Origin of the sequence: Lacicoccus alkaliphilus DSM 16010 (assembly GCF_900142805.1) — a bacterium.
GTDB lineage: Bacteria > Bacillota > Bacilli > Staphylococcales > Salinicoccaceae > Lacicoccus > Lacicoccus alkaliphilus.
This window is the reverse complement of record NZ_FRCF01000021.1, coordinates 1-9,320: the sequence shown is the minus strand read 5'-3', so window position 1 is coordinate 9,320 and position 9,320 is coordinate 1. Positions and strand designations below refer to the sequence as shown.

Below are 9,320 nucleotides of genomic sequence, written 5' to 3'. Positions count from 1 at the left end.
GTTGCGATCACGTTGACGCCTGTGGCGAATTTACCCATTGCATTTCTGAACTGACGATCTTCCATTATAATTTCCCCCTATTTTGGTTCCTCACTAATTTTAGTCACAATTGGCTGTGTTGAGCTTTCAACATCTCTTTCCTCTTTCGACTCTTTTTTATCTCCAAGCAGGCTTGTCTTTTCAATCAGGAAGTAAAGAACAAACCCTGATATCAATGCAGGAGCCGCGCCATATAAGGCCAGAATGATGGCCATCAGTCCCGCGACACCCATCTCGCTTTCAGTACTGACCTGCTTCATGCCGATTGTAATACATAAATAACCTGTCAAAATCAGAGTGAGCGATAAAGCGATCGGTAGAAACGGTGCAAAAAATGATACGATCGGGAGCAGTAATATTCCTACGGTGAAAGCAATCAACATGGTATTGGCCCCGGAGTAGATTGAATCCATCGCTTTTTTCCCGTAAGTATAACGCTCTGCCACTGAAGCGGTTCCTGCTGTAAATATCGGACCTGACATGCCGGGGTGAGGTGCGATAAATGCATTTAATAAATTCCTTAAGGCAGTGAACTTATGCAGATTACTGAAACTGTAAGTTATTTTTTCATCCGGTCTGGCTTTTTTGGCACGTTTCATCAATTGGTCACCAACGATTATGTCACCGTAGGCAATGATATACGCCATTATTGCTATCGGTATCGCCTGGATAAACATCTCAATACTCGGCAATCCTATGACGAACGGGGTTATGGCCCAGACTTCCTGAAAAGCCAATGGAGTCAACCCCCATTCAATAGTCGGCAACTCGTACTCCCCGACTGCCACTCCCACTACGATCGCCACCAGTATTGCCGGTAAAATCCCATAGTTTGCAATTTTTTTTGCCCAACTATGATTTTTACTGACTTTCTTAAAAGACATCGAGAACATTATGAACAAGCAAAGTACAGCTCCAACCGTTATAGCGATTGGAGTCACAGACATGCGCCCCCCTGGTTCCAGCTCGGTCATTATCGCAGCTATACCTGCACCTATAAGTATCCCTGCTTTTAATGAGCTTGGCAGCTTTGCCACCACTTTCTCCCCTATTCCACTGAACGCAAACAAGAAATATATTAAAGCGAGGACGATCTGTACGGCGATTATGGCATGCACGGCTTCCGTTCCTGTTTCATACCCTTGCAGAAAAACCACTATAAGCGGAATCAACGCTGTGATGAACCCTGAAACGAACGGTACACCCATCGAAGATGGCAGCAACATCAGCAACTGGTTGATGACGGTTATCGTCACAGCTGCACTGAATGATATCCCCATAAAACTGGTCATGATTTCCACCATGCTTAAACCTGCCGTAAATAATACCAATCCTTGAAAAAACTCCGCTTTTTCAATTCGATAATGTAAAAATGGTAATCTGATTTTCATTGATCCGAGTGGCCAGTAAGGCTGCTCTTCACCATTTTTTCTTTTATAGAAGCTCATATTAATTTCCCCCTTGATGACACCGCCTGCATGATGTTTTCATCATACAGGCCGCTTCATTAATCTTTATATGGCTCCAGGAAATCAATAATCACCCTGTTGAATTCTTCCACCTGCTCCCACTGAGGCCAATGACCCGCATCGTTGATCACTGTCAACTCAGCGCCAGGTATCATGTCTTTTATAGGCCCTGCCTGTTCTACAGTAGAAGTTGGATCATGGTCGGTCCATGCCAACAGTGTAGGTGTCTGTATTTTCCCGCACCAGGAAGGATCCCAGATATACTGCTTTCTCGCTTCCGGTTCCTGCAGGTAGACAATATTATGCACCGCCTCCTGATAGGAAGGCTGAGTGTAGATATCATAACGTACCTGAATCAGTTCATCTGTCACAACGCTTTTATCATACATGAGCCATTCCAAACGTGTTTTAACATTTTCATAGTTGGCTTCAAGCACGGCTTTTAAAGTGGAGGCCTTTAATCTTTCCATCACTTCAGGATCACTGTTAACGTTGCCTGGTGTGTTCAAAACCATCGCTTTGACATATTCAGGGTGCTCCGCAGCAAACCAGGCCGAAACCCATCCGCCGAGCGACTCGCCCGATAAGAATACTTTTTTATGGCCCAGAGCATTTATAACGTCCAGAAGATGATCACTGTATGTGTCGATGCCATATGGCTTGTCCGGTTTGTCCGTATAGCCATGACCCAGCATGTCTACAACATATAATTTAAAATGTTCTGCCAAACCTTTAACATTTTTTCCATATGCTTCGATATGCCCGCCGGTGCCATGAAGCAATATAAGGGGCTCGCCTTCGCCCGCTTCAAGAACACGGGTTTTTACACCATTGGCATCTAAATAAAAGAGTCTGAATTCTGTATCTTGTACTTCCGTCCAAAGTGACATAAATAAATTCCTCCATGAATATTAATTTTCTTTTTTAATTTTTAACTTTAGAACCTATCCAATCTTTATTGACAGGAGTTGTTTCGAAGAACGCATCAGGTACAGCCGGCCCCCACCATAATCTGCCTTTTGCATCATAATCTTCTTTTGTCCAGCCGATTGGCGGAAGATCCTGGTCTCTGTTGTAGTCTCCTGAATATATTTCGATTCTGTGACCATCCGGATCACGAATATATAAAAAGAAAGCATTGGATACTCCGTGGCGCCCTGGGCCGTATTCCACAGAATCCCGGTAACCGGCATCAGCCAGTAAATCGGCAGTTCTTACTACTGCAGATACACCATCAACGATGTAGGCAATATGGTGAAGTGCTGTTTCTTCCTGTTTTACAAGTGCCACATCATGTGTCGAAGTTTTTGCCCGTGTCCAGGCAGCAAACTTTTCATCGCCATCCTGAACATATTCTGAGATGCTGAATCCGATTCTCTCCCAATACTTCCACGCTTCGTCCACACTCTCCACACGCAGGTTCATATGGTCGATGCGTACAGGAGGGATGCCGTTAAATATATGAGTATTGCGCATTGGCAGTTTCTCTACACCAGGCCGGCCTTCTCCGACATCAATCTGTTGCATGGAGTGGTAAAACTCCACAGGGTGACCACTCGGTTCAGCGACACGCAAAGTTCTGCCGCGGCCGGGATGTACACCTTCAACCATCTCAGTTTCGATCCCCATTTCCTTATGAAGCGCCTGCAGTTCATCCAGGTAGTCTTCACTTGATACTCTCAAGCCGAAGTTCGCCAGTGAGATATCCTCACTCTCGGTCAATACCAGCGTATGAGTGTCAAATTCATCGGTGGCTCTCAGATACAGGCTGCTGTCAGTCCTGTTGACTTTGATGAATCCTAAAGTGTCTACATAAAATTTTTCTGATTGATCTAAATCTGAAACATATAATTCAATTTGTCCAAGTCTTAAAATCATATTTTTCACCCTTTATTTAATTTTTTAACCTCTGACCCCGCTGTCGAAGCCGAACAGATCCTGACCATATGCCGCTACTGCATCTTCATTCAATGAAGTTTTATGTGTGGCAAGGGAAACAAGGTCTCTGAAGAATAGTTCGATCGGTCCGCCTTTATAGAGTGCACCGCCCCCGAGTGTAAGTATGATTCTCATCCCGATATCCACACACAACTTGATCAATTTGGTTCTGAGTGCAAAAAACTCACCATTTTCAGTTTTACATCCGTCTTTCTCATAATCCTCCAACAAGTTGATGTACTTATCGAGCATTGCTTCAGCTGCCATGAAGTCCTGGGAAATTTCCGCTATTACACGCTGACTTCTTGGTGATTCGCTTTCGTATATCCCATCCATCAGACGGTACCTTTTTTCAGTCTGCTTTTTAAACTCTGCAATCATTCTCTCCGCAGCCCCCACCGCCATGACTGGAAAACCGAAGTAGAAACTCGGGAACAACGGTTTATGGTATAAAGGATAATCCTTTTCGTAGTTCTCGATTGGCGGCCTCCTCGTTTCTTCAGCTTCAGCAACTTTGAATATACGGGCATCCGGGACAAAAACATTTTCAAGGAGAACCTGGTTACTTCCACTTCCTCTCAATCCAAAAGTATCCCAATTTTCAATGACCTGAAGCTCTTTTCTTGGCACGATCGGCAGGATGAATTCCATTTCGCCATCCTCATTCTCGGCTTTCAACCCAACTCCTACCCAGTCCGCATGGTTGACACCGCTGACAAAGCTCCATTTACCACTGATCAGATAACCACCTTCGACACGCTCTCCTTCACCGACTGCTGCGAAAATGTCTGCAATCAAACCGCCTTGGCCGTAAATCTCATCCTGGCCTTCCTGTGGAAGATAAGCAGGCAGCATATTATGCAACGGGTATAAAAAAGACAACCATGCTGCAGATAAGTTATAATTGGAAACTTTCCGCAGCACCTTCACAAACGTTTTGAGTTCTACACCCGGTCCGCCCTGGTTTTTAGGAACCATCATTTTGGTGATGCCGACTTCTTTCATCAATTCAACGACTTCCGGGGAGACGCTTGCATTTTCTTCGGCTTCCTGCGCCTTCTCTTCGGCAAGCTCTCCGACTCTTTTAGCACCTTCCAAAAGTTCTTCCTCTGTCAATGTAGAGTAATTTTTTATTGATTGTGTCATATTCAACACTCCTTTTAGGAATTTTCTGTCTTGTATACGGTTTCAACTATGGTGATTATTCTATACCAGAAGTTTTCAGAAAACTAGGACATGGGATGTCACTCTTTTTATGAAAAATGAACAAATTTTGTCACATTGTGATTTATCGATCATTATAAGGCAAAAAAAAAGAGCCCACTTAAGATAAGTCGACTCCTTTCGTTGCTATGAGTGCCTTTATAATCAGCAGGAGCTGATTGCTTACATCCGGATCCCTCAAATCTTTGTCCAATAAAGTTTCAACTTTTTGAATCCGATGTCTTAAACCGCTCATGGACAGTGCGAGGTCACTGGAGGTGTTTTTCAAGTTTCCTCCATTTGATAAGAAATAATACAATGTTCTCAACAGCTCTTTATCCATCTCTCCATTGTGATCACGCAAACCCTTTAATTCTTCATCTGCAATCAGCTCGATGCTTTCCTTATTATTTGAGTTAATCAACGCTCCGACAACGCCTAAATCCTTGTAGAAGATCAAGTCGTTGCTGATTGCCAGCTGTCTGGCGATGACCGCTTCTTCCATGGCCCGCGAAGTATGCTCGATACCGGTATTTATATTACTCACACCTATAAAGAGATGCCCGGCGGAAATTTTATCCTGAATCACCCTCTTATAATCTCTAATCAGCGGCATCATTTCATCAGGAGAAAGTACCAATGTAGTGATCTTATCATTGATGATCCCCGTCAGAGCCGTCCTGTTCAATTTTTTGAAATAATCATATGTTTCTTCCTGTACTTTTTCCTGGAAAGCAAACTCTTCCTCAATTGACTCAAATGGCCGTCCTGCGTCCACCACAAATATCACATAAGGCTCATCAAAATCCGCACCAATATACCTGCCCCTCCGCAACAGATCCGACTTCGAACTTTCTTTATTAATCACCTGCTCTAAATAATGACCTTTCATACGCCCCATTGTTTCAACTTTCGCTTTTTCATTCTGCATGACAAGAGCAACTGAATTAGAGAGGTGTTCCAAAAATAATTGTTCTTCGTGGTAATCTGAATCCGTTCTCACACTTGTAATGGTGGAACAATAGCCGAATATTTCCCTTTCAACGACAATCGGGACAATAATTCGATGGTAATTTTCCATCTCATGGACGTACTTTTTGAATGGAAATACATATTTCCCTTTTTCCTCAACCAGGAATGTCGGGATATTGTTCAGGCTGTCCTGTTTTAAAATTTCAAGATCTTCTGAAGAAAAACCAGCTGCAGCAATATTGCCGAAGTCCAAGTCATCAATAGTGAACGGCATTTTTGTGAATTCATAAGCGACTGTAAGAATATCATTTAAGTCTTTGCCGTTCACTACCGCTTCTGTTAATTCTTTTTGAAAGTCAGACAAGGAAGTGATGAATGTTGTCTGATCCAGCAATTGATCATATGTCACTTCAAGTTCTTTGACGATTGGGGTGCTGTCCATAAGATCGACGGGAAGATGGTCAACCTCTCCCCCCCAATCTTCTTTAGGCCTCACCATCCACTGGCATGCATGGTCACCACTTGCAACACATGTAATCTCTTTAGCTACAAGCGGTTTTTTGAAGATGGTCGACATTAGACCACTCGAATAACCTGTTAAAGTATGACATACGGGTGATTCCGACCGTCCAAAAATAAGCAGGTGTTCTTTGGCTTCATAGGAGCCATGCCACTCCCCTCTACCGACAAGTGTTTTGAGAGTGCCGTCTTCGTTATACTCGATATCACACTCATGATCAATCCCGGTTATATGACCATTTCTGATATGTAATTGAGGGCCATCAATCACATATTGCTCAAGAGGTTTTTTAATCTTAAGCATTTCCTCTGCATCTTTTATTCCCATGTCCCAGCCAAATTGAAATAAAAAACTGTCGAGACGATCATCACCAATATGCCTGGCTATGTTTTGACGCAATATACCCATGGATGATTTGGACAGGAGAAGCTTCTCGCTGTCCTCAGCCCTGATAGTTTTGACCCGGTTCTCACCTACAGTGACCTTCATAGTCTTCCCCCTCAGAAATTCCTTTCATTGAACTTATTTTAACTAGATGAGGCGCTTTCCCCTGCAGCAATGTTCACATGCCTCTTCCAGATGTTTACGGAGCAGTTCCGATGCTTGTACGAGGTCCCCGTCTTCCAAAGCTTCCACCAGCCTGGTATGCTGGGCGATGATTTCATCCTGACTGCTGAACGTCACTTCACTCGTGATGTCGACCAGTGTCCGGAAGACATTGCGTTGTGTATTCCAAAGGTGCATCAAAGTTTCATTGCCCGACATTTTCACAAGGAGATAGTGGAATGACAGGTCCGTTTCTATATCCCGTTCCTCATAATCATTCGCGTTTTTCATCATGCGTATGTAGTCATGCAGGCCGCTGCCGTATTTTTCGAAAAGCGAGCCGTCCATCCGGCTGATCGCATGCGTCTCAAGCAGTATGCGGGCATCATAGAGGTCTTTGATCCCTTTGATATCATAACCGATTGCGACCGTCCTGCCGTTCGTCCGCTTCTCCGCCATCCTTTCGGCGGTCAACATGGCCAGCGCGTCCCTGATCGGCCCACGGCTCACCTCATATCGTCTGGCAAGCGTCACCTCGCCGAGACTGTCCCCCCGCTCATACTTCCCGAGGATGATTTCTTTTCTTAAATGATCCGCAATCTGGGCGGCATTATATTGCATGGCCACCACCTCCCAATTTTCTGAAATGTTGACATCATTAGTTTAATTTTAGAAAACAGCGGTGGCTTTGTCAATTTTATATCACCCTTTATCCTTGAAGTTTCAAGCCATCTTTCCTTATAAATATATATTCTGCATGTTTCTCATAAGGGGTTATTCGCACAGCAGCATAACCTGCAGCAAACAGTGCCTTGAACCTCTCCCGTGTCTTCATGCGCCACTCCAATGCCAGATCGGGATCTGCCGCTTTCAGTTGCTGAAATTCCTTCGGCACCGCGAGGGAATAAACAGGGGCCTCCAGTTCAACAACCTCCCTGCCACAGTATGCAAGGCAGCCTTTCCCGATTTCCTTAACAGTATTCAAAGCCACTGCACCCTCTACATTCATTGATCTCCGCCTTGTGACATGAGGGCTGTCCAGGTGCCAAAAGACTTCAAAGCGATCGGAAGGCAGGCCTTTATTGATGCCGTCCTTCATTTCACCATAGCAATTTTCAACATATGTATTACAAGTTGCATTCAATTTGGTGAGGTTTAAATAAGCATTTCTCGTCTCCAGGGGATCGAAAGTCCATCTTATGAGATCGTAGCCTTTACGCATTGCGACTTCCCGCTGCTGCCATTTCAATTGTTCACCTATTTTACGGGAACGAAGGCCGGGCCTGATACCGAGCATATGTGAACATAAATAAGCCTTTCCGTCCCTGAATCCTGCAAATCCGTAACTGAAACCGGCAACTTCACCACCCTCAAAAGCTGCGAGCATGATACCGCCGTTTTTGACAGCAGTGAAAGTCTGATGTAAGGGCACCGGATGCTGCTCCCATATCTGATGTTCTATATCATGTACCATGGCCAGCTCTTCCATCGTATTCAATTCTTTGATCACTACCATTCAACCCACTTCTTTCTGAGAAAATATAACCGGACTTTTTTGTATACTATAATACGACATATGTATTAACGCAATCACTAATGAATATGGTAAAACATGCCTGCTCAGAAATGAAAATAAGACCACTCCGGAAAATTTCGATTCCCGGAGTGGTCTTCCACTTATCATTATTGCGCGGTGTACCCGCCGTCCACCAATAGAGTGATACCTGTTGTAAATTCGTTTTCTGCCAGGAAGACGACTGCATGGGCAATCTCCTCTGATTCACCCAGCCGGCCGATGGGATGTTTGTCGACCAGAGTGTCGTAATAATCCCCGAGCGCTTCCCTGTTCACCATGCCGGATTCCACATAACCCGGTGCCACAGCGCTCACACGGATGTTGTCCTCCGCATATTGCAGTGCCACTGATTTCGTCATAAGATTCACTGCACCTTTGGAGGCATTGTAGGCGAATGCGGTCGGTTCACCGACGCTGCCGAGGATTGACGCCGTATTGATGATCGCACCGCCGCCTGCTTTCCTCATCTCAGGGATCGCATGCTTGGACCCGAAGAACACACCATCCTGATTGATGCCGATGACTTTTTGATAATCCTCATAGGATAATTCATGCATCATACCTTGAGCACCGATACCGGCGTTGTTGAACATGACATCCAATCTGCCGAATTTATCAACGGCGGTGGATATGAGGTCTTTGACATCCTCTTCCTTGGACACGTCCGTCGCCACAAAAACCACTTCACCGTATTGACTCAGATCCTTTTCCGCCGTCTTTCCTGATTCTTCATTGTAGTCGCCGATGACCACTTTCGAGCCTTTTTCCAGGAATGCTTTGGCGGTAGCCCAACCTATACCTGAAGCCCCACCTGTAATCACTGCCACTTTATCTTTAAGGTTCAATTTGAATTCCTCCTTTTATCTATATATGTTGATAATTTTATCGTACCCTATTCGTCATTATGAAAAACGTTAGCCAGTAAAGTTCACAGTGTTGATAGGCTATTAAGCACTCTTACTTAACCTCATACCCTACTAAGTCCAAAACTCAAAAATCTTCTATAACCAACTTCACGTTTTTAATACTCACACATCAGCATGTGTTCGACTGATAT

General features: G+C 44.4%; 8 protein-coding genes. All 8 read right to left on the bottom strand.

From position 1 onward, the window contains the following. Window positions 1–77: 77 nt before the first annotated feature. A complete protein-coding gene (locus tag BUA12_RS12725) occupies window positions 78–1,487 on the bottom strand; it encodes a solute carrier family 23 protein (protein ID WP_072710991.1) in 1,410 nt (469 codons plus the stop codon). 59 nt (window positions 1,488–1,546) lie between these two features. After that, window positions 1,547–2,398 carry an alpha/beta fold hydrolase gene (locus tag BUA12_RS12720; protein WP_072710990.1) on the bottom strand — a complete coding sequence of 284 codons (852 nt, stop codon included), beginning with the start codon at window positions 2,396–2,398 and terminating at the stop codon, window positions 1,547–1,549. Window positions 2,399–2,432: 34 nt separating this feature from the next. After that, window positions 2,433–3,386 (bottom strand): 3,4-dihydroxyphenylacetate 2,3-dioxygenase, encoded by a 954-nt coding sequence (hpaD, locus tag BUA12_RS12715; RefSeq protein ID WP_072710989.1) that lies wholly within the window; start codon window positions 3,384–3,386, stop codon window positions 2,433–2,435. A 24-nt stretch (window positions 3,387–3,410) separates the two neighbouring features. Next, on the bottom strand, window positions 3,411–4,592 hold the full coding sequence (locus BUA12_RS12710; RefSeq protein ID WP_072710988.1) for an acyl-CoA dehydrogenase family protein: 1,182 nt from the start codon (window positions 4,590–4,592) through the stop codon (window positions 3,411–3,413). Window positions 4,593–4,770: 178 nt separating this feature from the next. Continuing rightward, window positions 4,771–6,630 carry a V4R domain-containing protein gene (locus tag BUA12_RS12705; RefSeq protein ID WP_072710987.1) on the bottom strand — a complete coding sequence of 620 codons (1,860 nt, stop codon included), beginning with the start codon at window positions 6,628–6,630 and terminating at the stop codon, window positions 4,771–4,773. 42 nt (window positions 6,631–6,672) lie between these two features. Beyond that, complete coding sequence (locus BUA12_RS12700) at window positions 6,673–7,308, bottom strand: GntR family transcriptional regulator (RefSeq protein ID WP_072710986.1); 636 nt, start codon at window positions 7,306–7,308, stop codon at window positions 6,673–6,675. Window positions 7,309–7,396: 88 nt separating this feature from the next. Beyond that, window positions 7,397–8,203: a GNAT family N-acetyltransferase gene (locus BUA12_RS12695; RefSeq protein WP_072710985.1), complete on the bottom strand. Its 807-nt coding sequence runs from the start codon at window positions 8,201–8,203 to the stop codon at window positions 7,397–7,399. Window positions 8,204–8,370: 167 nt separating this feature from the next. Continuing rightward, entirely contained in the window at window positions 8,371–9,108 is a 738-nt protein-coding gene (locus tag BUA12_RS12690) for an SDR family NAD(P)-dependent oxidoreductase (RefSeq protein WP_072710984.1), read from the bottom strand. Window positions 9,109–9,320: the final 212 nt, after the last annotated feature.